At 51.3% G+C, this 24,017-nt stretch carries 20 protein-coding genes; 11 read left to right on the top strand and 9 right to left on the bottom strand.

Annotated elements, in window-relative coordinates; all coding sequences use genetic code 11:
* Nucleotides 1-151 precede the first annotated feature (151 nt).
* The gene (locus IPN95_27620) at nt 152-1,213 is read right to left on the bottom strand and encodes a hypothetical protein (protein ID MBK9453118.1); all 1,062 of its coding nucleotides are present in this window, start codon (nt 1,211-1,213) and stop codon (nt 152-154) included.
* A 960-nt stretch (nt 1,214-2,173) separates the two neighbouring features.
* The gene (locus tag IPN95_27615) at nt 2,174-2,884 is read right to left on the bottom strand and encodes a hypothetical protein (GenBank protein MBK9453117.1); all 711 of its coding nucleotides are present in this window, start codon (nt 2,882-2,884) and stop codon (nt 2,174-2,176) included.
* A 798-nt stretch (nt 2,885-3,682) separates the two neighbouring features.
* On the opposite strand from IPN95_27615, the gene IPN95_27610 reads away from it, so the two are divergent.
* Together IPN95_27610 and IPN95_27605 are read left to right on the top strand one after the other, a co-directional pair.
* The gene (locus IPN95_27610; GenBank protein ID MBK9453116.1) at nt 3,683-4,387 is read left to right on the top strand and encodes a hypothetical protein; all 705 of its coding nucleotides are present in this window, start codon (nt 3,683-3,685) and stop codon (nt 4,385-4,387) included.
* A gap of 343 nt (nt 4,388-4,730) precedes the next feature.
* Nucleotides 4,731-5,327 (top strand): hypothetical protein, encoded by a 597-nt coding sequence (locus IPN95_27605; GenBank protein MBK9453115.1) that lies wholly within the window; start codon nt 4,731-4,733, stop codon nt 5,325-5,327.
* A 127-nt stretch (nt 5,328-5,454) separates the two neighbouring features.
* On the opposite strand, the gene IPN95_27600 is transcribed toward IPN95_27605, so the two are convergent.
* From IPN95_27600 to IPN95_27585, 4 genes are read right to left on the bottom strand one after another with little or no spacing between them, the layout of a single operon-like run.
* Nucleotides 5,455-6,372, bottom strand: coding sequence for a polysaccharide deacetylase family protein (locus IPN95_27600; GenBank protein ID MBK9453114.1), 918 nt, complete (start codon nt 6,370-6,372; stop codon nt 5,455-5,457).
* A complete protein-coding gene (locus IPN95_27595) occupies nt 6,369-7,151 on the bottom strand; it encodes an acyltransferase (GenBank protein MBK9453113.1) in 783 nt (260 codons plus the stop codon). Before IPN95_27595 ends, IPN95_27600 begins: the two co-directional genes overlap by 4 nt.
* A 19-nt stretch (nt 7,152-7,170) precedes the next feature.
* Nucleotides 7,171-7,452 carry a hypothetical protein gene (locus IPN95_27590; GenBank protein ID MBK9453112.1) on the bottom strand — a complete coding sequence of 94 codons (282 nt, stop codon included), beginning with the start codon at nt 7,450-7,452 and terminating at the stop codon, nt 7,171-7,173.
* Complete coding sequence (locus IPN95_27585) at nt 7,436-9,487, bottom strand: pyruvate dehydrogenase (protein MBK9453111.1); 2,052 nt, start codon at nt 9,485-9,487, stop codon at nt 7,436-7,438. The genes IPN95_27590 and IPN95_27585 overlap by 17 nt, the downstream gene beginning before the upstream one ends.
* A gap of 191 nt (nt 9,488-9,678) precedes the next feature.
* Between IPN95_27585 and IPN95_27580 the strand changes: the two genes are divergently transcribed.
* Nucleotides 9,679-10,335, top strand: a complete 657-nt coding sequence (locus tag IPN95_27580) for a Crp/Fnr family transcriptional regulator (GenBank protein MBK9453110.1) — start codon at nt 9,679-9,681, stop codon at nt 10,333-10,335.
* Between the two features lie 368 nt (nt 10,336-10,703).
* On the opposite strand, the gene IPN95_27575 is transcribed toward IPN95_27580, so the two are convergent.
* Nucleotides 10,704-11,528 carry an alpha/beta hydrolase gene (locus IPN95_27575; GenBank protein MBK9453109.1) on the bottom strand — a complete coding sequence of 275 codons (825 nt, stop codon included), beginning with the start codon at nt 11,526-11,528 and terminating at the stop codon, nt 10,704-10,706.
* 78 nt (nt 11,529-11,606) lie between these two features.
* On the opposite strand from IPN95_27575, the gene glpK reads away from it, so the two are divergent.
* From glpK to IPN95_27535, 8 genes are all read left to right on the top strand, one after another.
* Entirely contained in the window at nt 11,607-13,100 is a 1,494-nt protein-coding gene (glpK, locus tag IPN95_27570) for a glycerol kinase GlpK (protein MBK9453108.1), read from the top strand.
* Complete coding sequence (locus tag IPN95_27565) at nt 13,097-14,719, top strand: FAD-dependent oxidoreductase (protein ID MBK9453107.1); 1,623 nt, start codon at nt 13,097-13,099, stop codon at nt 14,717-14,719. The genes glpK and IPN95_27565 overlap by 4 nt, the downstream gene beginning before the upstream one ends.
* Nucleotides 14,720-14,799: 80 nt before the next feature.
* Nucleotides 14,800-15,675, top strand: a complete 876-nt coding sequence (locus IPN95_27560) for a DUF1571 domain-containing protein (GenBank protein MBK9453106.1) — start codon at nt 14,800-14,802, stop codon at nt 15,673-15,675.
* A 295-nt stretch (nt 15,676-15,970) separates the two neighbouring features.
* Nucleotides 15,971-16,834 carry a DUF1571 domain-containing protein gene (locus IPN95_27555; protein MBK9453105.1) on the top strand — a complete coding sequence of 288 codons (864 nt, stop codon included), beginning with the start codon at nt 15,971-15,973 and terminating at the stop codon, nt 16,832-16,834.
* A 113-nt stretch (nt 16,835-16,947) separates the two neighbouring features.
* On the top strand, nt 16,948-17,232 hold the full coding sequence (locus IPN95_27550) for a hypothetical protein (protein MBK9453104.1): 285 nt from the start codon (nt 16,948-16,950) through the stop codon (nt 17,230-17,232).
* Complete coding sequence (locus tag IPN95_27545) at nt 17,229-17,621, top strand: hypothetical protein (GenBank protein ID MBK9453103.1); 393 nt, start codon at nt 17,229-17,231, stop codon at nt 17,619-17,621. The genes IPN95_27550 and IPN95_27545 overlap by 4 nt, the downstream gene beginning before the upstream one ends.
* A gap of 95 nt (nt 17,622-17,716) precedes the next feature.
* Nucleotides 17,717-18,076 (top strand): hypothetical protein, encoded by a 360-nt coding sequence (locus IPN95_27540; protein MBK9453102.1) that lies wholly within the window; start codon nt 17,717-17,719, stop codon nt 18,074-18,076.
* Nucleotides 18,077-18,249: 173 nt separating this feature from the next.
* Nucleotides 18,250-18,801, top strand: coding sequence for a hypothetical protein (locus IPN95_27535; protein MBK9453101.1), 552 nt, complete (start codon nt 18,250-18,252; stop codon nt 18,799-18,801).
* A 45-nt stretch (nt 18,802-18,846) separates the two neighbouring features.
* Here the strand turns inward: IPN95_27535 and IPN95_27530 are convergent, their stop codons facing one another.
* Nucleotides 18,847-22,050 (bottom strand): type I restriction endonuclease subunit R, encoded by a 3,204-nt coding sequence (locus IPN95_27530; protein MBK9453100.1) that lies wholly within the window; start codon nt 22,048-22,050, stop codon nt 18,847-18,849.
* 89 nt (nt 22,051-22,139) lie between these two features.
* Nucleotides 22,140-22,964 (bottom strand): T9SS type A sorting domain-containing protein, encoded by an 825-nt coding sequence (locus IPN95_27525; protein ID MBK9453099.1) that lies wholly within the window; start codon nt 22,962-22,964, stop codon nt 22,140-22,142.
* Nucleotides 22,965-24,017 lie beyond the last annotated feature (1,053 nt).

Raw genomic sequence — 24,017 nt, 5'->3', positions numbered from 1 at the left:
TGATCAAACGAACCCGCCTTCTTGATCTTCCCAACAGGCCGATCCAAATCCCTTCCTCAGAAAAATCCATTCCCCGGAAAGACAACCGAAAATGCAATCGTCTTCCCCGAAAGACAAAAGCAAATTCCGGAATTTGTGCAGACGGGAGAGGTTATTGACCAACCCATTTGCCGTCGAATACGCCATCGGGCTTGAAGGGGTGCTCTTTGGCCAATTCCATATTCACCAGATAAATGGCATCGAGGTGGGTTTGGCGGTCGAGTGATACGCCATTGGTGAGCGCTTTGGCTGCGATGGCTGCCATGTAGGTGCTGTCTTTGCGGATCCCCGCCTCGCGATGTCGGATGCGAACGGCATAAAGTTCCTCATTCACAGTGTCGGCAACGAAGTCTGCTGCAAGTGGACGCTCCAAAGCAATCCGTTTGATCTCCTCTGCGATCAAGCGGTTGTACAATGACGTCGGATGACCGTTACCCGGAACGATGTAGGCATCGTGCGTATTTTCAGGGTGCTGTTTGCGGTGCTCACGGATGATACCGTTGGACCAGATGTAGGGAATCTTGTCCTCGGCAAGCGTACGTTTCAGAAACTCGTCGCGCCAACGGTCTTCGCTATTGGGGGATATCATGTCGTCTTCGAAGTGGAAGACCAGAAAGACGAAATCAATCTCTTTTGCCCGTAGTTCAGCTGCCAAAGCCTTGATCAAGAGGGCATTCACAGCCTGTATTTGTTCGATGGCCTTATCCTTCCCATCGTACCAGGTCTTGATGCGGTAGGGAACGAGGTTGATGCGGCTGCGCAGGTACCGTCGCAGCAGATAAGACGTGGTGCCAGGCGGATGCTGTTCAAAATACTGCGTTGCACTGCTTTCGACCGGCAAACCCTTGAGCGTCAATTTTCCATTCTCGATGTCATAATACGGCTTTTGCCCCGATCGCACCGGCAGGATCGTGCGGTCGAGGTCTGTCGTGAGCAATCCGAATACGACCAAGGGTTTTTCGTAATGCGGTGCAGTCTTGCGACAAAGAAGCGAGGCTTGACAGACACCATACCCACCCACACCATGGTTCAGCAAGTAATTTCCTTGATTGAAGACAGAGTCGGCATTCAAAATATCTTCAAAACATTGCACCGAATCAATGCATTCACTGAAGGAATCACCATACAACAACACGGGACGACGGTTGTTGAGGTTCCTTGCTTCATGGTGCATGAAAGATTCCGGATGGATATTTTCCGACCATCCAAGAAAAGGGTGCGTGACTTGCGGGTGTTGATTGGCTGAATCAATACAATGTTGCATCAACCAGTAATCTGCGTCCCATTCGTAATAATAGCCTCCGGGATTCTGAAAGTTTTTAAAGTTATCACCTCCGTGAAAAATGACCCAACGCAAGATAAGCTCCCCGACAAAGAGTGCAACGCATGTCGAAACCAGGAACAGGAGGAGATTCTGTCGCAGGCGTTTCCGCTTTTGAGCTTTGGTCAAACTCCGTTTATCCCCCTTGGGAATAGCTGTCCCACCGGAATTCTCGGACGATTTTGAACTTGGCTGGGATTCCATGGGCAGAATTGAATTTTTTATCGAGAGATCTTAACAAATTTACAGATCTTTTCATTGCCTTTTTGCGTGAAATGTCAAAAAAAGTTTCATTCTTACAACCTAATAGAGGGACCTGCAGCCCCCTGAAATAACCTACGGGTGGACGAACAATTCCAGGTAATTACCAACGTCATTCGCTATACAATTGACCGCAAATCCGAGGTGCATTTTATTTCTGAATACACTACTTTTCGGCATTCCAAAGGATGGGTTTTTAGCGCTGAACGGACCAGGTAGTGCTTATCTGTGAATGCTTTTCCGATGCATCGGCATCAGTTTTTGTAACATTAAGGATCGTTGCAATCGCGTTCCATTTCCCTACTCTGCGGATTGGCAAGCGAATGCATAAACTTTGAACGAAGAACCGTTAACACCCCATAAAGAGGTGGTTGGCAACATGGGCATTTGTAGTTTAACGGAGGTAAATTCAATGGCTGAGATGCATTCCTTGCAAATCAATTTGTTGTTGAAGGAGCGTGTTGTCGGTACCGCCGCTCATCTGCATGTGGCACCGAATCAAAACGGGATGCAAACAATTCAACCCGCAGAATGATTCTGAAAATGCTGCTCCTAAAACCAGCACCCCATCCGAATTCCAGCTGTAAAAAAATGCGAATAGGGCCACGTCTTCCGAATGGCAAAAGCCTTGGCAATCAATTCCCAAAACAATGCTTTGCGGCCATGAAGCGGCAAACGATAGCCCAGGAATAATTGCCCTGCCAAACTTAGCCTGCGCAATACATTCGGCCCTGTGATGTCACGAATTTCCCCTTGCACTGTCCGTGCAACATGATGGTAAGATCCTCCAAAAAACAACCCGAAATCCGCACCAATTCCGCAGTAGGGGCCGCGTTTCGCCTCCTGAAAATGATATCTAAACATCATCGGTGTATGCAAAAACATTGAACTTTGGCGCTGTTCATAAGAAGCGCATGGATACCTGCCACAAGGAGCGATATTGGGATGCGGTTGAATCGAATCAAATGTCCAATGCACCTGAAATCGTGTCAATCCCATGCCAATTGCAAGGCTCGAATGTTGATGCGACGAACGTTCCATCCAAAATTCAGCACCAAAAGCATGATCGGTCATTGGCGCATAACCCTTTTCCTGAATCCGAAACCCAGGACGCACTCCTTCGAATGTCATCACCATTCCAAAATCCGCCTTTCGCTGCGCCCATAGCCCATTCGGTAAACAAACCAACATAGCCCAGCTGAGCCCAACGATGCAAGTTCCCAAAACAGTATACCAATGTCCCAATCGAATCAACTTGCCCATCTCAATGTAAATCACGGCTGCCTACCCTCAAAGATAGCGATTTGGCAAAGACCAAGAAGAAACCCTTTTCTCCACCAACCGAATAGCAGCCGCACATCCGACTCCAATACAAATCCAATGCCCAAGGCTCCCGCTACCTCGCTGAAAACCTGAGCAAAAACACCTTCGAAAAAAGCCGCTCAAAACCTCAAAAAACACCACTTCCATCCAGTCTCAAGGCAGTCAACTCCCGCTCAGGACGCCATCACAAGGCAACCTTCTCCGTATCGGCACTTGGTCAGCAGCGCTGTTGCTTCCTCCGTACGCGCTCCCGATAGCTATCGGGACAAACTCAAACTCACACCGTCAATGCCAACTCTATCGCCACGCGATGTTTGGGTTTGCATCGCTATTTCGCCCTGGCATTCACTCTCACACTCGAATCTCACACTGTTGTCTTGGCCCCCCTCTCCGCGACTTTTCCGCAAGGAAAATTCGTGGAGAGGGGTCGGGGGTGAGGCGACGAACGAAAAGGTAGCTGCAGCGCAGCGGCATAGCACTCATACAGACACGGACCCCATACACGCACACGCTTGGCATAAGCACACTGTCTCGCACGTGGGTCAGACGAAGAACAAAAAGCTAGCCGCAGCGCCACAGAAAAAACACGCTTGATCCAACAAGCCCGCCTTCTTGATCTTCCCAGCATACGGTTCCAAATCCCTTTCGGAAAAAAATCCATCCCTCAATTAAACCATCCTCAAAACCCGCAGTCCAATCAGCATTCAGAGAGTTTTACCCTATAAAAACGTTACGCGTATGAAAACGAATTGGACACTCGCATGGCTTTTGATTCCATCCCTTTGGCTCACAACAGCCTGTAACCGCGAAAAAATCACCACCATGAGCGACGACGACATCGCCGAAACCGTAGATGGCACCGTCTCCGAATTGGATGGCGGTTCCGCAACCGACATCAGTTCGTCGGCCCGCACAGCCGCCCTGCTCAACAATTCTATATTCTGCGGACTGACCGGCGACACCACGATCACCGCCACCGGACCGCAAGGACGCTACACTTGGACCGGGACATGGACGTGGTTGGTGAATTGCACAAGCGGCACACCGAGCAGCATCAGCTTGGACAATGTCGGCTCGGCAACCTTCGATGGCACCAATTTTGACTTCGCCAACACCTTCACCGGCGAATGGATCATCAATGGTTTGGATAGTATCAGTCCAGGATTCACCACGAATGGCACCTCCATCCGTGTAGGCACCGGCACAACCACCGTCCGCAACCGCACCAAGGAATTCAGCTATACCAACAACTTGGTATTTACCGACGTGATCGTGAATAAAACCACGCATCAGATCACCTCCGGAACGGGCACGGCGCATTGCATTGGCACCGTCGTAGATGGCGATGACTTCGACCGCAAAGCCGACCTGCTATTTAACGGCGACGGAACCTACACCGTCACCCTCGACAACGGCGGCGTCTTCACCTTCAATTTGCGCTAAAAAATACCGCGTCGCCAACCCTTTTTTCCGCGTTGCCAACCCTCTCAGCACAAGTTGTAAGGGTTGGCAACGCTATTTTGCCCCGGCATTCACACACACTCGAATCTCGAAATCTCACACTGTTCATGCCAACCCTCTCAGCACAAGTTGTAAGGGTTGGCAACGCTACTTTGCCCTGGCACTCACACTCACACTCGAATCTCACACTGTTATTGCCGGCCACGGAAATTAGCGGCTGACAATGCATGATTCTCCTTCATTCGTTGGCTAAATCCCGAAGCCCAGTTGTTCGAGAGATGCTTTTTAGCTAGTTTGTAGCATGATTTTCTGATCGAATCCTGAAATGAAGAATAAAACAGAAGTTCCTGTCAATGTTGCCACCAGCAAAGAAAGTGCAATCGCAGCGACGACGATTCCCGATTCTATTGCACCAATCAAGAAGAAACTGGAGAAATACTCGAAGAAGAACCCGTGGCTAGTTCCAGCAGGCATCGCTTTTGCCTTCGGACTTGGGGTGGCAATTGCTGGCAATCTTTTGTTCAGCAGCCAATTTGAGACGATTGGAATTGTCGTCGGATCGGTGCTGTTGGTATTCTTCCTCGCACTGTTGGGCCTCTTATTCTTTGTGCTTCACCAAATTCAACAACGCGCCCGCTGGGAAAACGACAATTTTCAATTGGCAATCAAAGCCGAACTGGAATCCAGGCGGTTTCAACAACAAAGTGAAGAATCTCGCAAACGGCAGGAGGCCACGATCCTCCTCGCCCTGATCACACGCACGGCGCCCGCCCCGGACGCTGATGCTCCAATAGATTCGCGAATCGTAGCTGCGGTCCAGAATGCCATGAGTCTGGCCGCCGACGGCACAAAGTCGCTTGCCGATAAATTTGAAGCCCTGCAATCGGCTGTCAACGAAATTCAGAACGTCTCAAATCGCTAAGATTCATTGAATAAGTTTCGCCGAACGAAAGATTCTGCCAATTACCTTCATCGATCTAAAGATTCTGCAAATCCTGTAAATTAGCTTCGCTGATCTAAAGATTCTGGTTCAGACAATCCCAATCAATTCAACCCGCGGTGTGATTCTGTAAATTCTGCTCAAGATTCTGATTCAAACATTCGCTGATCGTCACAAACGAATGCCGTGCCATCATCCGCCGCAACTTCGGCACGACCGACTTCATCCCGTGGTAAGATGTAAACCGCTTCTTCCACGACAATCCCTCCACCCGCGGATGGTCAGGATTCACTTCCCGCGGATGGATATACGCCATCACAGGGCGGCCTTGTTGATGGTTTTGTTTGAAGCCATAGTCGATCAAGCGGGAGGGAAGTGCGCGCAGGTGCCCGCCGCCGCTGAATTGCGTGAGTTTGCCCGCAAGGTTCATCACCGTCACCGGAAAGACCACAATATCGCCGGACTCCGTTTGCAACAAAAAAGGATCGCGCTCAAATCCGACGACGCCGCCATTGTCGCGGGCGGCCGGAACCAAGGAGACATCGATCTTGAATCCCAATTCGGCCAGAATCGGATACGCCCAAAAGGTCTCCTGCGTCATCGAAAAACATGGGGCACGAAACGTCGTAACCTCCTGTCCGCTGAGGTTTTGTAACAATTTCCGCGTCCTGCTAATCTCTTCCTTGAACTCCTCCGGGGTTTGTGTCCAGAGCATCTTGTGGTAATAGCCATGGCAGCCGATTTCGTGGCCTGCCGCAGCAATTTTGCGCACCACATCGGGGTGTTTTTCGGCGACCCAACCCACGCAGAGGAAGGTCGCCTTGTGCCCGAATTCTGCAAGGAGATCCAAGAGAATGTCCGTATCACCCACCACAGAAGGCGTCGCGCTGTCCCAAAGGCCAATGTCCTCGTAGGGATTTTCCAGTCCGCCGATGTGGAACCATTCCTCCCAATCCACGCAAAATACATCCTTGCCCGTGTAGGGAGCCGACTGCGAATACTTCCGAATGATCTGATTGGGGTTCATAACACAGGATTGAGGCGTTTCACAATCTTCGCAGGATTTCCAGTCACCATGACCGCCGGCGGCACGTTGGTCAGCACCACCGAACCACTCGTCACCACGGACCCTCGGCCAATGGTCACGCCTGGCATGATCACCGCATTCACCCCGATAAAACAATGGTCTTCCAATACCACGGGTTGCTTAACCAAGGGAATAATCCCTTGATTCCGAAGGGCATGCGGCGCCTTGATATGCGTCATAATAATCGCATTGGCCGTAATGCGCACATCGTTGCCAATCGTAATATTCTCCGGATAGGCCGTTTCAATCGTCGCCGAAGGATCGATGTACACGCCCTTGCCCATCTTGACGCCCCGCAGCCGGTGAATCAACAAATTGATTCCCAAAGGAGCCCAACGCGCCAAATGACCCAGAAAGTAATTCCGGAAAATGTAATTCAATCCCACCCATACAATCCCTTTGCCGCGTTCCCCCGCCGACTTTCGCGCATCCGAGAAAAATCCGACTGCGGGGGCCGCGTTGCCATCAGGGCTGCCCGTGTTGCCAACGGGGGGGACGGCGTTGCCAACCCTATCAGCATGCGGTGTAAGGGTTGGCAACGCTTCGGGGGTAACCATCACGTTATCAGCGTCCTTCGTTTCCAACCCTTGCAAATACGCCTCCACATCCTGCTTCCGTACCAGTCCATGTTGCGGCAAAGCCTCGGCAGCAATCCCATGGTGCGCCATCATCGCCAATGCCAACTTCGAATACCGTGCTTTCCCAATTGCCTCTGGCAATGCTGCAACTTGCAGATCCTCAAACTCCTTCCTCGCACTCGCACTCACTCGAACTCACGCTCCCACTGCGCAGCACTCCAATAACGGATCCGACCTCCGCAACCGTCCCCGCAGGAACAAGAATCTCAAGGTACCCTTCGACTTCCGCTTCAACCTCCAGCACGGCCTTCGAAGTTTCCAGACTCACCACAATATCCCCGGCTTTGACCTTGGCACCGTTGGGGAAATGCCATTCCTGAACCGTGACGGTATCGTCATTGGCCGATTCGCGCGCGATTTTGATCTCAAAGGGCTGATCCATGGGCAATTGTTAAAAGGCTTTGAACGATACGTTCCTTGGTGGGCAAAATTTCTTCCTCCAAAGGCCGCGAAGTGGGGATCGGGCTTTCCATACTTGTAATCCGCTGACAACGAATGCCCCAATCTGGCCATCGTTCCGTCACTTGGGCGATGATTTCGCTGCCGATGCCCGCAAAACCAAGGCCTTCCTCGACAATGACCAGGTTCCGGGAATGCTGCAAACTCGTCGCCAGAAAATCAACGCAAAGCGGATAAAGGGCAGCAGGCAGGTACAAGTCGGCGATCAGGTCATGTTCGTCAAAGACTTCCAAAACGGCCGCCTCGGCATCCACGGACGTCCCGCCAATCGCGACCACCGTGACATCCGGCGCATTTCCCGAACAGATCCACGTCACCGGAAACGGCCCTGCTTGCTGAAGCACCTGAAAACCTGCCGGCGGTTCGGGATCGGCCTGCATCGCGTACAGTCGCTTGTTTTCGATCACCAACACCGGGCAATTCGTCGTCTGGAAAATGTCTTGGTAGAGTTTCTTGGGGCTCATTCGATGATGCAAACACAACACCATCGTGCCGGGCAAACCGACGAAATGCCGTTCGAGGCTTTGGCTATGCGTGGGCCCGTACCCGCGGCGGCCACCCATCGGCGTGCGCACCACGATCGGGCAATGCGCGAGGCCATTGTACATGTATTCGAACTTCGCGGCGTGGTTGATCCACTGATCGGCAGCGAGCGTGAGGAAGTCCCCAAACATGATTTCGACAACCGGACGATGCCCTGCGAGCGCCAATCCATTGCCGATGCCGACGATGGCCGGTTCGCTGATCGGCGTATTGCGCACCCGCCCGGGATAACGTAAACTCAAGTCGCCCGTGACCTTGAAAGCGCCGCCGTAAGGTCCTTGAATGTCCTCGCCAATCAAGATCGCCTTCGGATTTCCTTCCAATTCGGCAGCCAAGGCAGCTTGAATGGACGCGGGAACCCGTTGTTTGTCAAATTGGCTGACCTCCCAACCGATTCGGCCCGAATTCTCCTCGTTTTCCTGCGGATTCAGGGCAATTGCCGAACCAAACTTGGACGATTCACCAAATTCGACGGCTTCATCCACAAGGGCTTGGGCATTGGCTATGATGGCTTCCATCGCAGGATGTCCAGCAAAACGGCGCAGCAGCACATTCAGCGGATCCTTTTCGGTAAAGCGTAAAATCTCTTCTTTTTCGCGGTTGTCGTCTCCCTTCGAATGCGGTTTCAGACGGTAGGTGTCGATGACATGGTAACGCGGTTTTCCTGTTGCACGCACCATGCCGACATTCGCCTCCATGTCCCGCAACAAAGCCTGCCATTCCCAGGTATTGTTTTCCATGCCTTCGATGCCAAAAGCCTCAAACCGGTGCCGGATTTCGCCGGAAAGGGTTTCGTGACTTGCCGTGGATTGGGCGTAGAAATTGTTTTCGACGACGAAGAGGAGGGGGAGGTTCCATTTGCTCGCGATGTTCATGGTTTCGTAGAGAATGCCCTGACCGAGCGTGCCATCTCCCAAAAAGACGACCGCAATTCCGCCATTTTCTTCGCGTTGATTGGCCAAGGCCGTTCCCGCAGCGAGGGGAGCGATGCCGCCTTGGATGCCATTGCTGAAAAAGCGCTGGTAACAAAGGTGTTGACTGCCGCCGCGACCACCGCAAACGCCGTCTTCCTTGCCCATCACTTCCGCAATCAAGGCATTGGCACTTCCGCCGTAACTCAAAAAATGGCCATGGCAACGGTGGTTGGAAAAGACGAAATCCTGCGGCTGCAGACAGCGTCCCACGGAAACAGCACTCCATTCTTGCCCGACACAGGTATGAACCGTGCCAAACAATTTCCCTTGGCCAAAAAGCTCGAGCAGGCGTTCCTCCACGAATTTGATGGTGATGGCCATCGAAATTTCACGTGAATAGCGCGCGATCAGGTCAGATTCACCCGGTTCCTCCCGTTTACCTTCTTGATCGTCAGGCGCAAGCAATTCCGCCTCCGCGTCCAATGGAAATCCACGCTTCATGGCTGCGAAAAAGGGGAGAATCCATCGCGAAAGAGCTGACGATTCGCAGAGAAAAAGCTGTCATTTGTCATTGATTTTGGGCTAGCGCTTGAAAATCAGCTTGAAACCACCGGGCCACAACGGCCGACACTTGTTCCGATTCCTGACGTTTGTCGTGAACACATGCCCCGAATTTTCCTAGTTTTGGCATTATGAAATCATTGCTTGGACCCGATTGCGCGCAGGAGTGGACTCAATTCATCGAATTCCATCAAAAAGATTTTGAATTCGAGGCAGGAGAAGTGATTATCCGTCAAGGTGATCCTGTCAACGGCATTTATGCCATCGTCGAAGGCAAGGTCAAAGTGGTGATCAACGATCAGGAAGGCGAGCGACTCGTGCGCCTCGCAGCCAATGGGGACATCTTCGGGCATCGTGGATTGGGCGGTGACCATCGGTACCCGATTTCGGCCATCGCGCTGATTCCCACCACGGTCAACTTCATTTCCCTCGAAGTTTTTCAGGTGATTGCCAAGACCAATCCATCGTTTGTCTACAACCTGATGATGTTTTTGGCAGAGGAATTACGTGCCTCCGAAGAAAATCAGCTCATGATGCCGGTCTTGAACCGCGTCGCCCGCACCCTGATGATGAACTACAAAAGCTTCGGATTCGACGAAAACAGCCACCGCCTGAGCTTCACCATCAGCCGCAAAGACATTGCAAGCCATGCCTCAACGACCTACGAAAGTGTGATCCGCACCCTCGCCGACCTCGCCAAACGCAAAGTCCTCGCCCTCGAAGGCAAAGCCATCGCCATTCTGGACCTGGAGCGCCTGAAAGTGCTTGCGACAGACCCGGAGGAATGAGGAATTGAGAAGCAATTAGCGCAGATATGAGAGTTGCCCCGTAGGGGGTAAAGTATGGTAGATCAACGAAATGTAACCATTTCAACCGTCCTTCGGCTCGGCCCCAGGCCGAGCCGAAGGACGATAAAAATCCCGGGAAAACGTGATCGTTCTACCATACTTTACCTCCTACGGAGCAGAAACGCTTTACTTAACCAGCCCGATGAAGGATGGATGATCGTCGATGTACGCTCGTTCATCCGGGATATAAATCACTGGTTGTTAGTGTTTTGTTGATTTGACCATTAATTTTGGTAGAGACGTGGGCATGCCCCGTCCGATCATCAGAATCACCAACTACATCATCATTGGGTTCCAAAATCAACCCCTCACATCTCCGCCAAAACAAAATCCCGCATCATTTTCAACACATCCCCTTGCTCGGGTTCGTTGTGAATCTCGTGCAGCAATCCCGGCCAGATTTTGAGGCTGTTTTTGCCTTTGAGATCCTTCTGGAAAGCCTCGGAACCCGATTTGAGGGTGATCGGGTCGTCGCCACCGTGCATCAACAGCAGCGGCACATTCACTTTGGAGGCATTTCCCAAGGCATAATGCGCAGCCGCATCTGAATCCACAAACAACCGCACCGAAATCTTGCCGTGTACAAGCGGGTCGTTGTCATAGGCGGCAACCACCTTCGGATCTCGGCTCAATCCGCTGGATTTCAGTCCGCTGTCTTGTGTCAATCCCGGCAGGATGTTGTTCATGAACCGGCCAAGTTTTTCCTTGAAGGCGGGCACTGGCGGAATGTGCAACCAAGGATCGGTCACGATTGCAGCTTTGATTTTAGGCTGCCGGCGAATGAGGTAGTTCAATGCGATGTTGCCGCCCCAACTGTGGCCATAGAGGAATTTGGGCAGGCCCGGAAAGAGCTTTTCGGCTTCAGCCAAGGCCAAGTCGATTTCCTCCATCAAGCTTTCGTAGGCAGGTACATGCCCGCGTTTGCCGTCGCTACGGCCATGGCCGCGGTGGTCAAAGGCGTACAAAGCGATGCCCTCCTGTCCCAAAAATGCCGCTACATGCGCGTAGCGGCCGCTATGTTCGCCCAAGCCGTGTACCTGCACGACGACAGCGCGTGGGCTTTCCGGGCGCCAGTATTGGGAGAAAATCTTGGTCCCGTCTTGGGTGCTGAACGAACTGCGAACTGATTCCATTTTCTTAGATACTCGTTATGCATACCAATTTAAGAACATTTCCTAAATTGCCCTCTTGAAAATTGGAATGTCCGACGAATGAAGAAATACATTCTTGCCATTGATCAGGGAACCACGAGCTGCCGTGCCATCGTTTTTGATGCCCAAGCGAATGTGGTTGCCGTTGGGCAGAAGGAGTTTACGCAGCATTTTCCGCAACCCGGATGGGTCGAGCACGATGCCGACGAAATTTGGAGCAATCAGCTTGCGGTCATTCGGCAGGCCATCGAAAGGGCAGGCATTCAGCCCGCGGAAATTGCAGCGATCGGCATCACCAATCAGCGCGAGACGACCGTGGTTTGGGACCGGATGACCGGCGTGCCCATTCACCGCGCCATCGTTTGGCAGGATCGCCGAACTGCCAGCATCTGCGAGGAACTGAAGACAGCTGGACATGAAAACCTGTTCAAATCCCGCACAGGGCTGGTTTTGGATGCTTATTTCTCCGGCACCAAGCTCAAATGGATTCTGGAAAACGTGCCCGGCGCCAAGGCGAGAGCAGCGGCCGGCGAACTATGCTTCGGGACCATCGATGCCTGGTTGATCTGGAAATTGACCGGCGGCAAGGTACATGCTACAGACGCCTCCAATGCCAGCCGAACATTGTTGTTTGACATTGAAAAAGGCGAATGGGATGCCGAGATTCTCCGAATTCTGGACATTCCCGCAGCCATTTTGCCCGAAGTGCGCGACAGTTCGGGGGATTTTGGTTTCACACTGCCCGACTTGCTGGGTGGTACGTCCATTCCGATTGCGGGTGTGGCCGGGGATCAGCAGGCTGCGCTGTTTGGGCAGGCCTGTTTCGATCCGGGAATGGTCAAAAACACCTACGGTACCGGCTGTTTCATGCTGATGAATACGGGCAATGAAAGGGTTGAATCCCGTTCGGGTTTGCTCACGACCGTGGCCTGGCGCATTGCCGGCAAGACCGAATATGCCTTGGAAGGCAGCGTTTTTATCGCTGGGGCCGCCATTCAATGGCTGCGCGATGGGCTGCACATGATCGACGACAGCCGCGATTCGGAGTATTTTGCCACCAAGGTTCCCGATACGGGTGGCGTTTATTTTGTGCCCGCATTTGCCGGACTCGCTGCGCCTTATTGGGACATGTATGCCCGTGGCGCCATTTTTGGATTGACGCGCGGCACTGGGAAAGCCGAGATGGTGCGCGCCGCTTTGGAAGCCATGGCCTACCAAACCCGCGATGTCTTGGCAGCCATGCAAAGCGATTCGGCAATTGCACTCAAAACATTGCGCGTTGACGGTGGCGCTACTGCCAACAACTTCCTCATGCAATTCCAGGCCGACATGCTCGATGTGCCCGTTCAGCGCCCGCAGATTCAGGAGACGACCGCACTCGGCGCCGCCTACCTCGCAGGAATCGGGGTCGGATTGTGGACCAAAGATGAAATTTCTGCCAATTGGCATCAGGAACGCCGTTTTGAGCCAGAAATGTTGCCCGATCGCCGGGAGTTCCTCTACAAAGGTTGGCTTCGTGCCGTCTCAAGAACAAAAGGATGGGTGGAAGCATGAGCTTAGACACGACAAAACGCAAAGAAACGATCGCAAAGCTCCAATCTGAAGAATGGGATTTGCTGGTAATCGGCGGTGGGATCACCGGCGCAGGAATCGCGATGGACGCTGCAACCCGCGGAATGAAGGTTGCCCTGGTCGAAATGCAGGATTTTGCAGCCGGTACAAGCAGCCGAAGCACCAAGCTGATTCACGGTGGCTTGCGTTACCTGAAGCAATTGGAATTCGGGATTGTGCGCGAAGTGGGGCGAGAGCGGGCCATTCTTCACCGCAATGCCGGCCATGTCGTCCATCCGGAGCAGATGTTGTTGCCCATCGTCAAAGGCGGCACATTCAGCAAATTTGCGCTGCGATGGGGCCTATGGCTCTATGATCGGCTTGCGGGGGTGCGCAAAAGCGAACGTCGCACGATGCTCACCCGCGAAGAGGCCGCAGATTTTGAACCCTGGCTCAAGGTTGGCGGATTGCTCGGCGCAGGCTTGTACCATGAGTACCGGACAGACGATGCGCGATTGACCATCGAAGTCATCAAAACTGCTGTAAAACACGGTGCGATTGCCTTGAATTACGCCAAGGTGGAGCAGTTGTGTTACAGCGGGCGCGGGGCAGTTGTCGGCGCAAAAGTCGTTGACAAAAGGGGCTCCGAGCAATTTGAAGTCAAAGCGAAGTACGTTATCAATGCTGCCGGACCATGGGTGGATGCGATTCGACAGATGGACAGGTCGCTTGAAGGAAAACGCATGCACCATACCAAAGGCGTGCACCTCGTCGTGCCTGCTTCAGCGTTGCCGGTGCAGAATTCAGTATATTTTGATGTAGGCGACGGCCGGATGATTTTCGCCATTCCAAGAGGAGATTGGACCTATTTTGGAACCACCGATACAGATTACAACGGATTGTTGGACCATCCCGCAGTGACTTCCGCCGACGTCGATTACCTCTTGGGAGCCGTGAACCGGATGTTTCCGCGGGCAGAGCTCAACCGAAGTCATATCGAATCCTCTTGGGCAGGTATCCGACCGCTGATCCATCAGGTTGGAAAAGATCCCTCTCAGTTAAGTCGCAAAGACGAATTGTTTTTCGCAAAGTCAGGTTTGATCACGATCGCAGGCGGAAAGCTCACTGGATTCCGGAAAATGGCGGAAAAAGTGGTGGACGTGGTCGCCAAGCGCATGCGCAAGTCTGCGGAAAAGAAGACATTCGGCCCCTGCAAAACGCATAAGATCTTTTATTCGGGATTCGAGTTCTTTTCCTCTAATGAAGAGGAAGGAAACGTGTACCGGCTATCGCTGAAATATGCCGTAGACAAAGTCGAAGTACATTGGCTGGACAGTTTGTTTGGAAGCAATACGGAGGCCATCATCGTTGCGGCCGGAGGCACCGATAAGTTGTCGATTTTGAGGTCCACCATTCGGTATACCATTCACCATGAGGGCGTCATGACCTTTTCCGACTTTTTTGTGCGGCGCACGGCCATGCTCTACTTCGGGCGAAAATGGATCAACGATTGCCTTCCGACAGCCAAGGAAGTGTTTGCCGAGGTATTCGGACCCGATTACGATCCTGATCCGGGCATGGTTTTTGAGAGGGAATACCAAAGCGCCGTGGAATTTGAATGATTCCAACGTTGGATTGCCTTAACCTGAATTGAAAAATATTAGTTTTGACGGAGTATTCACCAATTATTCTCACGTAAGCAATGCAGTTGTACAAAAGAATTTCCCTGTTTTTTTTCCTTTTCCTCGTGTCCACAGCAGTTGTAAACGGGCAGACTGCCGTTGCAGCAGCACCCAGTAAGGCACGTGTGATTGTCGATGAAATGTCGAGGGCCATGGATCGGGTCGTGACATGTACAGGACGCGTCAAGCGCCTGGAACGCATCGAAGGGAAAATGGAAAGTGGTGACCTCAAATTCCGTGTCAACAGCAAGCCACGCAAGATTTACGTGTACAACATCACTCCCGACGAAGGGGCCGAGTTGCTCTATGTCGACGGTTGGAACGGCAACAAGGTCTTCGTGCACCCCAACAAATTCCCTTGGGTCAACGTCAGCCTCAGCCCCAACAGCAGTGAATTGTTGGACAAGCAGCACCACAACCTCTTCGCTGTCGGATTTGATTACAGCAACGGCATCGTCAAGCACTTGCTTTCCAAATACGGCCATGAATTTGACAAGTATGTTTCCTATGGCGGGCAGCAGAAGTGGTATGGCAAAATGATGGACGTGATCAAGATCAAGTACGACAACTACAAGATCGAGAACTACACTGTCTTGGCAGGGGAGGACCTCTTCAAAATCGACACCAAGCTGCACGTTCCAGCTTATAAAATCATTGAATTGAACCCCGGCATCAGCGACTTTTTTGACGTCAAGGCTGGGCAGGTCATCAAAGTGCCGAATGTCTATGCACCCAAAATCACGATCTTCGTTGATCCTGATCTCCATCTTCCGATCGTGCAGGTCATTGAGGACGAAAAAGGAATGTTTGAGAAGTATGAGTACTCCGAATTGAAGATCAACCCAAGGTTCAATACCATGGAATTCAACGAGGACAACGAGGAATACGGATTCTGATTGTTTTGCCACCAAGAAAAGTACGCATAACTTGGTGTCTTGGTGTCTTGGTGGCAAAAAACTGCGGGGGCACATCCTAATTCGCTGAAATTTTGATATTTAGGCCCGAAGGAGTTCTTCCTATTCTTCGCGTCCTGGCGTCCAAACCAAGTGGCAAAGACCACAAAACTGAAAAAAATGTCGTTAGCCCGACCCTGTGGCAGCCCTTTGAATTCAAAAATTCCGTTATTTTATCATGACGTATCAATTGTTGCGTTGATATGTTATGCTGAAGAACCAAATGTATTGTAAGACGATGTTAAATTCTGGAAAACTGCTTCTATCTCTCTCGCTGTTGATTGCCCTTTCGGGACAGGTGAATGGTCAAGCCTCCGCTACTGCGTCGGCACGCGCCATGTTAGAAACCGCGTCGCGTACGCTTGATGGCATGGTTACGCTGCAATGCCGCGTCAAACGGTATGAGCGCGTCAATGGAAAGATGGAAAGTGGCGACATCCGGGTGAAGGTGAATACAAGGCCGCACAAAGTCTACGTGTACAACATCAATCCCAACGAAGGCACGGAGTTGCTCTGGGGCGAAGGCTACAACGACGGAAAAGCCTACATCCACCCCAATCAATTTCCTTGGGTCAACATCAGCCTGAGCCCCGATGGCGGACAAATGCTGGACGATCAGCACCATCACATTACTTCCACGGGATTTGGCTGCGTGCAGCGCGTGTTGCGTCACCTGTTGGGCAAATGCAAGGACCTCGACGAACGCGCAAAATATGTCGGCAAGGAAAACTGGTACGGCAAGCCGCACGATGTCATCAAAATCACGCATCCTGACTACAAATTCGTGAACTACACCGTTGCGGCTGGCGAAGACCTCCTGAAAATTGATGCCAAGTTGGGCGTGCCGAGCTACAAGTTGCTCGAGCTCAATCCTCAATGCGATGACTATTTTGATGTGACTGCAGGGCAGGTCATCAAAGTCCCAACGGCCTACAGCAAGGAAATGGTGCTCGTGATCGATCCGACAACGCACCTGCCCGTGGTGCAACTGTTCTACGACGACAAAGGCCTCTTCGAGAAATACGAATACAGCGAGATCAAAGTCAACCCAAGGTTCAGCACCCTCGAATTCTCCGAAGAAAACGAGGCTTACGGTTTCTGAGCCGCGCAGCGGCCAACCCTCCGCGCTCACACTCGGACTCACACTAACTTGGTTCTGCCGGCTTTCCGCTTAGTCGTGCAGCAGCATTTCCCTGACGAGAATCAGTTTTCCGATTGATCCTCACTGTCATTGGTGCACCCAATTCCCTGCAGCTTTGCATTGCTCAGATTCAACTGAGCAACAAAGCCCATGAAAGCCCGCGCAATTTCTTGTTAAGATTCATCCTCCTCGCCACCTTCGGCTTGCAGGCGAAGGCAATTGTTGCCCAGACCGTCATCACCGAAGACTTCAACGACAATTCCCGCAGCTGGTGGACCGGCCATGATTTGGGGCGCGCCATCATCGCGGAAGTCAAAATGGAAGTTATTTCATCGTCGGGGGCAACCAAGGATTTGTGACCGGCCAATATTTCCCCGAATTGCTCGGGCAGGAGAACTTCACGATTGAATTCAGTCTGCAAATGCTCTCCGGCGATCCCGGTCAAAGTTACGGCGTCATGTATGGCGATTTTCTCACTGGCAACAACCTTGACTTCGGCCTCAACGATGGAGGGGTATTCATCCGGCAGTCCATCAATCGAAATCTATCGTTTCTTCGAGGCGGTGCGGAACCCTGCCCGCCGCGGGTGGGCGATCCGTTAGGCACGCCGGACTGTAAGATCAACAAATTCTCCGCGAATCAGCCTGTTCCCAATCGCTTCACCATTGTAAAAAACGGTACCCGCTATCAGTTTCTCCTCAACGATAAACTTCTCACCGAGTCAACGGTCTCTGGAGCCTCAAATTAACCTGGTGGGCATCATGGTTTGGGCCGGACTCACTCGAAGTCCAGAAGATCACCATTTTTCTTGGAGCCCAACAAGTCAATAATTCCCGTGGAAAATTGGAACTTTTGTCGGAGGATTTGTCCTACAATGCGGACAACATTGATGCAATTCGGAAGAAGGCGAAGATCGTTGTTGCAAAAGTCGAGGTGGACAATGATTTGCAACATGCAGTGACAGCCCATTTTTATGCGCCTGAACGGCCCACAGAAATTGCCTACTCCATGACCATTCCTGCAGGGAAATCGATGCGGCTTGAGGACGACTACGGCCTGCCAATGTCGATTGGAGACGATTGGGGGATTTCGCTCACGTACCCCGATGGTAGGAAAACGGCGGTGAGTCCTGTCCTTTTGATCTATGCGAAGCGGTCGGGTGGTGCATTCATCGTGCATGCAAGCGAGATGTTTGCAGAGTAACCCACAACGTTTTTGGAGGCATTCGGGTCTATTCCGATTGGCCGGATCGACATTTCCTTTGCGGGCGAACGATCCAAAGGTCCCGTGAAAAAGTAGTGCCACTCTCGCTCTCACACTCCGCTCTCACACTGCCTTTTGGGTGCGGAGCAGCTTCGGGCTTTCAATATGAGGTCTTGTTAGACAGCGCCCTCGGCTACAAACTAGACTATAATACTTCGCAATATTCGGGCTCCAGTTCTGGTGTTTCCTACAATCACGGAACGAGTTCGGTCGTCAGTTCTCCCATTGCAGAGATTGCCTTTGCGGAAGTGGTTGACACGATTTGGCACTGCGAAGAATGGAACTTAGACTCAACCGATGGCCATATTTATCATTACAACCGTGCCGCCGGAACGTTCTGCCAGAATCCATCTACCTTCGAAGTCCTTGATACCTTGCAATATCCCATTGGACATGCATTCGGAGACACCATTCACAGCGGAAGTCCTTGGGCCTCCGATCGTTTTGATTTCGCGTTTTACCATTCCGATTTAGAAGTGCAATATGACAGTGCCCGTACGGTCATCGACGATAGGAAGACCCGCGCAGACCATTGGCAAAACCTAGGCCGTCGCTACGTCGCCTTCCGCTGGAAAAACGCCGGCATCTGGAAATACGGATACGTGGAGGTGGAGGTGGTCGGGGACCATATCTTGAAGATTTTTGGGTATGGGGTGGAGGGGTAATTGGGGGTAAACTTCTTCGAGAATGAAATCGCAATGCAGCCTTTTTTAGCCCGCCCGCAAGTCCCGGCCTCGGTAAGGATCCTCATTGCCTCCTGGATAATTGGAGTAGATATGTTGGTAGAGGCGAAATGTGCGGTCTGTGACATCGTCATCGGTATAGCTTTGTTGCGGGAGCCATTGCAGGGCATCGATGATGCTCATTTTAACTTTGGCGGTGATTTGTAGGCTTTCCCGCCAACGTGCGATCCGGATTTTGTCTTTTTGGAGATCGTTCAACAGGCTCACAGCAATCTTTTTGACGGCCTTCAATTCGTCGGAGGTCAGCGTTTTGCCCGATCGAAGCAGGTCAAAGATGGCCAATGATTCCTCGGTCAGATTTTCACGCATCGCTCTCGCGTCTTCGACGGCAAGGTCCCGGAGGTAGGCGCTCAACTTGTCAAACGCAGCGATCGTGTCTTCCAAGTTTTTGCCTTGGTTGTATTCCTCGATGATCTCGACGTAGCGTTCGTGAAAGTCCATTCGAAGGGGATTTTCGCGAAGCATCTGTTCCAGTTTCTTTTCTATGGCTTGTTGCAAATCATATACAGCGGTGTTCTTGTGCTGCACTTTGGCAAATGCCGCACGCAGTTTGTCAAAGTCCAATTTGGACAAGTCAATCTCGACCGCCTCGTTGTCACCGAGTTGCCCGGGCAATAGCTGAACGTTCTGATCCACCAATTGCTGCAATTTCCAAATGACCTCGGTGACGTCCGCTTGCTTCGTGAGCTGATTGATTTGGCTGTAAATGGCCTCAATGGCGTTGAATTCGCGCAAAAAGGGCTTGCATTGCGGCTCAGGATAAAGGGCTTTGTACTTTCGGAAGACCTCGCGGGCCATCATCTCAAACTTCGTACGTGTCGTATCATTGAGGCAAACACAATCCTTGGCTTTGGCAATAGATGCCAACTTTTCCATCGGTTTTGCAGTGGTGTTGCTCAGCAGTCCCAAGTCAAATCCCAATTCCTTGAGATAGCCTCTTGCCTGCCGAATGGATTCCTGCAACTCGGTCGCCAAACTTTCCAGCAATTCCACTGGCTTGCCTTCGCCCTTGCCCTCTCCAGAACCAGTGCTTCCGCCTTCGCCGTAAATCGCGTAGGCCTTTTCCAACTGTTTGTATACGTTGCCATAGTCCACAATCAGCCCATTTTCCTTTTCATCGTCGTACACGCGGTTGGCGCGCGCAATGGTCTGCATGAGCGTATGACCTTTGATCGGTTTGTCGAGATAAACGGTCGAGACGGAGGGCACGTCAAAACCCGTGATCCACATGGCACAAACGATTGCCAGTCGGAAGGGGTGCTCATCCGTCTTGAATTCCTTTTCCAGATTGCGCTCTACCATCTTTTTGCGGTGTTGCGCGATGTCCAGGTCCAGCTTTCGGAACTTGTCTACTTCGTTTTGCTCCGAACTGACCACCACGCAGACTTCGGTTTTTTCGACGATGGCCAGTTTTCTCCGCAGTTCCTGTTCCTCTTCCACATCAGCCGCTTTCTTGATGCGTTGTTGGAGTTCTGCAACATATTGCGGCCAATATTTCATGATCAGCGCGTGCATGCGCACCGCAGTCGGTTTGTCGAGCGCGACCAACATCGCCTTGCCTTGGTAGCCTCTTTCGTTGAAGTGCCATACAAGGTCTTTGGCGATGGCATCCAGCCGTGGCTCGGCGGTCAATACCACGTAATCCTTCTGGAAAAGGTAGGTTAGTTTTCGTTTTTGGTCGTCGTCAAGGTCCTCGTTTTCAAGGATCTCCGCCATTTGTTCGTCGAGCTGCGGATTGTCAATCCCCAATTTTTCACCCTTGTTCACATAGCGCAGGGGTAGTGTGGCGTGGTCGTCGATGGCGCGTTTAAAATCATAGACCGAGACATATTCGCCGAAGATGTTTTTGGTCAGTTCCTCCTCATCCTTGATAATCGGCGTACCTGTAAAGCCCAAATAGGAGGCATTCGGAATCCCATGGAAGCGCATGTTGCGGGCGAATGTGCCTGCCTGTGTACGGTGCGCTTCGTCGGAAATCACGATGATATTTTTCCGGTCGGTGATCTCGGGATATTCGCTTTCCTTGGTCGGATCAATGGAAAATTTGTGAATCAAGGTGAAGACGTAGCGGTGGTTTTCCTTCAGCAATTCCCGCAAATGATCCCGACTTTTGGCGACAACTTCCTTGCCTGTGGTTGCGCCAACCGCCGTGAATGTATCGTACAATTGTCGCTCCAATTCGCTGCGGTCCACCACAATCAGGAAGGTATAGGCTCCGCCAAATTTCCGGTGAATTTTCTGCGCAATAAACACCATCGAATAGGACTTCCCGCTGCCTTGCGTATGCCAGAATACGCCCAATTTTCCCTGCAATTCTTCAATGCTCTGCGCCTTGTCGATGACCTTGTTGACGCCAATAAATTGGTGATTTTTGGCCATGATTTTGACCACATCATCGCCACTGTCGTCAAACAGCAGGAAATTCTCAAAGATATCCATCAAGTTTTCCTTGGCGCAGGTGCCGCGGAGCATGGTATCGAGGCTTACAATGCCCTCTTCTTCCTCGGTGATACGTTTCCAGTCCAGAAAATACTTGAAAGGACTTGTCACGGTGCCCACTTTGGCTTCGGTCCCATTGCTCAGGATGATGAAGGCGTTGCAGTGGAAGGCATGCGGAATGGTGTCTTTGTAATCGGTGATGTTTTCAATGAAGGCATTGCGCAGTCCTTTGGAATGGGCCTTGAGTTCGAAGAAAACCAGCGGAATGCCATTCACAAACCCAACAATATCGGGCCTCCGAGGGTACAATTCGCCCACGATTTCCAATTGTCGTACTGCAAGGAAATGGTTGTTCTCGAAATTGTCAAAGTCAAATACTCTGAGCCTGGGTTTCTCCAATTCGCCGGCTGCATTGGTGAAGCTGACTTCCACGCCATCCTTGAGCAGCTTGTACTTTTCCTTGTTGATGCGTGCGAGCGTCTTGTCTGCGCTTTTTTGTTCGAGGGCTTCAATCGCCTGATCGTAAGCTGTTTCAGGAAGCCCGGGATTCAATTTCTGTAGCGCTTGGCGCAAGTAGCGTCGCAGAATGACTTCGGATTTTGTCTCGCGACCGAGCAGACCATTGGGGCCAAAGGTTTCCTTGGTATAAGCCGTAACAACTGTCCATTGAAGCGCCTCGAGCACATCCTGTGTAGCGGATTCGACAGTGTCTTCGTTGTAGTCCCTGCTCATGGGGTGAAGATAGGGGAAAATATGAAAGATTGTTGAAAAGAAAACGAATTGTTAGACCATATCGGAATTTGATTCAAAGATCACTGCCGCTACAAATGCAAGAGAATTGACCTCCAAACCCCCCAATCATGGTGGACCACTACGAAATAAGAGCCTTTGGAAAAGCCAGAGAGATCGATTTCCTGTTGGTAATTTGGTGAGCTGAATACTTTTACTCCCAACGCGTTGTAAATCAGAATATCTTCAATTCCTTCATTTGAAGTGATGATTCTAAATTTTCCGGTTGTTGGATTGGGTACGAGCGCAAAGTCAATGTTCCTTGGAGCCATTGTGGCAACAATTGTAATTGTCAAAATCGCTGATTGAGAAATACATCCGAATGAATCAGCCACAACGACGAAATAATCGCCATTGGTAAGTGGATGATAAACAGAGTCGGTCGCCCCTACGATAGGAACTCCATTCAAGTACCATTGATAGGAAAACCCTCCTTGGGTACTCAGGATTTGTCCATTGAAACTGACCACTGGAATGGCAGGAAGCGCATTGACTGAGATAGAAACTGCATTCGAAGTAGCCGTACAGCCATTGATGTCGGAAACGGTGAGGGAATAAATCCCTGAATTCCAAACCAAGATGCTTTGGGTTGTGTCGCCATTGCTCCAAATGTAGCTATTTGCAAAGCTGGAAGTCAATAGCACTGAATCGCCTTGGCAGAAGGATAACGGACCGCTTGCGGCGATCAAAGGAATCGCTGGTAATGCATTTACTGAAACAGACACTGCATTCGAATTGGCCGTGCAGCCATTGATGTCGGAAACGGTCAGCGAATAACTTCCTGGGTTCCAAACGACAATACTTTGGGTTGTGTCGCCATTACTCCAATGGTAGCTGCTTGCATTGCCGGAAGTCAATCGTACGGAATCGCCTTGGCAGAAGGTCAGTGGACCGCTGGGCCGTGATCGTTGGCGTAGAAGGGGGTGGAAAAACCGTAACAGCAACGTTCGCCGAAGGCAAAGTGGTACAACCTCCTTGCGATTGAAATACTGAATGGAGCCCTGAAGTTCTCACGATCAAACTCTGGGTGGTATCCCCGCTTGGTAACCAAATATTCCCGATGCCAACGCTTGATATCAGTATTACCGAATCACCAAGACAAAAAGAAGTCGGTCCTAAATTCGTGATTGTTGGCGGTGAATTATTGGGTCCACAGGTCACTTGAACCGAATGGCAAATGGTGTCGGCTCCGCAGCCATTTGTTGCAATCAGACAGACATTGTAGATTCCTGCCTGTGCATACACATGAATGGGATCCAAGATGGTATCTGTTTGCCCATCGCCAAAGTCCCAGTGCAGGGATTGAAAATTATATAGATTGTCTTGAAATACAACAGTATTCTGGTTGGTCTGATGTGTGAAACTCGCCATCGGCTTTGGGCATGATTGGCAATTCAGATACATGCTCCCAAAAACGTACGTTGAAGTGGCGATAGGTACAAGATTAAATGGGATCACCGCGCTACTGAGATTGACCATTGAGAATGACGCAGGGTGGGTCTTGTAACCATGTGTGTAAGTGTTTAGTCCATTTGTTATACAGTTTGTAAGCATTGACGGGCTCGTACGAATGCATTCGGGAGTAAACACTTTTGACCAACATGGGATTTGGGTTCCTACAACATCCTTGGAAATGTAAGCGTAGCCCAAACCGTCCTGATGCATTTCATTGAGCCGTTCTCCAGCGTACCCATAGAATCTGGTTTGCTGCCAAGGATTGCCAAGACTATCAACGCGCATGACCCAGGATTCCTCCCAAATAAAGCTTCCAAATCCGCAGCCTGGATTTCCGGTAGTGACTTGAAAGTGCCCTCCCAACAGCAGCCCTCCAAATTCCCGGTCAGCCACGATACCAGTATAAGGATAGTTCCTAACCCCGACAAGCGAGTGGTTGTCCCGATACCATTTCC

The sequence above is a fragment of the Bacteroidota bacterium genome, assembly GCA_016718825.1.
Lineage (GTDB): Bacteria > Bacteroidota > Bacteroidia > J057 > JADKCL01 > JADKCL01.
This window is presented reverse-complemented; position numbering and strand designations above follow the sequence as displayed.

Coding starts and splice junctions, on each gene's coding strand:
- IPN95_27620 (MBK9453118.1), bottom strand. CDS start 1,213: ATGCACCATGAAGCAAGGAACCTCAACAACCGTCGTCCCGTGTTGTTG.
- IPN95_27615 (MBK9453117.1), bottom strand. CDS start 2,884: ATGGGCAAGTTGATTCGATTGGGACATTGGTATACTGTTTTGGGAACT.
- IPN95_27610 (MBK9453116.1), top strand. CDS start 3,683: ATGAAAACGAATTGGACACTCGCATGGCTTTTGATTCCATCCCTTTGG.
- IPN95_27605 (MBK9453115.1), top strand. CDS start 4,731: ATGAAGAATAAAACAGAAGTTCCTGTCAATGTTGCCACCAGCAAAGAA.
- IPN95_27600 (MBK9453114.1), bottom strand. CDS start 6,372: ATGAACCCCAATCAGATCATTCGGAAGTATTCGCAGTCGGCTCCCTAC.
- IPN95_27590 (MBK9453112.1), bottom strand. CDS start 7,452: ATGGATCAGCCCTTTGAGATCAAAATCGCGCGCGAATCGGCCAATGAC.
- IPN95_27585 (MBK9453111.1), bottom strand. CDS start 9,487: ATGAAGCGTGGATTTCCATTGGACGCGGAGGCGGAATTGCTTGCGCCT.
- IPN95_27580 (MBK9453110.1), top strand. CDS start 9,679: ATGAAATCATTGCTTGGACCCGATTGCGCGCAGGAGTGGACTCAATTC.
- IPN95_27575 (MBK9453109.1), bottom strand. CDS start 11,528: ATGGAATCAGTTCGCAGTTCGTTCAGCACCCAAGACGGGACCAAGATT.
- glpK (MBK9453108.1), top strand. CDS start 11,607: ATGAAGAAATACATTCTTGCCATTGATCAGGGAACCACGAGCTGCCGT.
- IPN95_27565 (MBK9453107.1), top strand. CDS start 13,097: ATGAGCTTAGACACGACAAAACGCAAAGAAACGATCGCAAAGCTCCAA.
- IPN95_27560 (MBK9453106.1), top strand. CDS start 14,800: ATGCAGTTGTACAAAAGAATTTCCCTGTTTTTTTTCCTTTTCCTCGTG.
- IPN95_27555 (MBK9453105.1), top strand. CDS start 15,971: ATGTTAAATTCTGGAAAACTGCTTCTATCTCTCTCGCTGTTGATTGCC.
- IPN95_27530 (MBK9453100.1), bottom strand. CDS start 22,050: ATGAGCAGGGACTACAACGAAGACACTGTCGAATCCGCTACACAGGAT.